This is a genomic window from Phormidium sp. CCY1219 (genome assembly GCF_035615515.1).
Taxonomy (GTDB): Bacteria; Cyanobacteriota; Cyanobacteriia; order Cyanobacteriales; family Laspinemataceae; genus CCY1219.
In genome coordinates this window covers 1-201 of record NZ_JAJENT010000732.1, presented here as the reverse complement: position 1 = coordinate 201, position 201 = coordinate 1, and the positions used below count along the sequence as shown (strand labels likewise).

At 41.8% G+C, this 201-nt stretch carries 1 protein-coding gene; it reads left to right on the top strand.

What is annotated here, in order from left to right; all coding sequences use genetic code 11:
- Positions 1 to 10: 10 nt before the first annotated feature.
- The coding region (locus tag LKK83_RS22020; RefSeq protein WP_324633505.1) for a group II intron maturase-specific domain-containing protein at positions 11 to 201 on the top strand (191 nt) is incomplete at its 3' end.

Below are 201 nucleotides of genomic sequence, written 5' to 3'. Positions count from 1 at the left end.
CAAAAAAGCCATCAAAACCCACTACGAGAAACTTAAGGAGATAGTAGACTCCCACAGAGCAGTACCACAAGAGGGGTTAATAAGACACCTCAACCCGGTCATCAGAGGGTGGAGCAACTACTACTCAACAGTAGTATCCAAGGAAGTCTTTTCTCAAATGGATGAATTACTATATTGGAAATTAACCAAATGGGGAAAACG